At 40.3% G+C, this 626-nt stretch carries 2 tRNA genes; both read right to left on the bottom strand.

Features of this window, described 5'->3' with window-relative positions:
• Positions 1-315: 315 nt before the first annotated feature.
• A tRNA-Ile gene (locus CLLU_RS18550) sits at positions 316-392 on the bottom strand.
• A 3-nt stretch (positions 393-395) separates the two neighbouring features.
• A tRNA-Ala gene (locus tag CLLU_RS18545) sits at positions 396-471 on the bottom strand.
• Between the last annotated feature and the right edge of the window lie 155 nt (positions 472-626).

Genomic DNA, 626 nt, shown 5'->3' with positions numbered 1-626 from the left:
AGCTTTAAAATCGCCATCAGCTTCCTGCAGCTTCGTCAAACGCCTCACTGCGGTGCTCATTTACGCTAAGTAAACTCCGCTCCTCCTTCGGCCTTTTCCTTGCTGTACTCGCTGCTGCCAATTTTAATTTTTAAAGTTGTCATTAACTTCGTATAAATATACTGGTTACTGCCAACTTTCTTATATTTACTGTGCAATTTTCAAAGGACAAAATTTCTTTCAATTCACAATGCTCTATTGCAATTACAGTTGCACTGTACAATAGAACAAAAGTTCAATTGTGAAATGTAGAATGTACACTTTACAATTGATTAATGGTGGGCTTAAATGGACTCGAACCATCGACCTCACGCTTATCAGGCGTGCGCTCTAACCAGCTGAGCTATAAGCCCTCATGGTGGAGATAAAGAGATTCGAACTCTTGACCCTCTGCGTGCAAGGCAGATGCTCTCCCAGCTGAGCTATACCCCCAAATACATAAATTTTTGAGGATAATCCCTCAAAATTAAACAGAATAAGTGGATAACTTCTACAAGTAAAAACCATCAAAAATTGCTATTAACTTCGCATTTCTGCGTCAAGTCTTTCACTGTGGTGCTCACTTACATGAGTAAGCTCTGCTCCTC

It is taken from the genome of Clostridium luticellarii, assembly GCF_002995845.1.
GTDB lineage: Bacteria > Bacillota > Clostridia > Clostridiales > Clostridiaceae > Clostridium_B > Clostridium_B luticellarii.
Note: the sequence above shows the minus strand (reverse complement) of the source record. Positions and strands in the feature narration are given on the sequence as shown.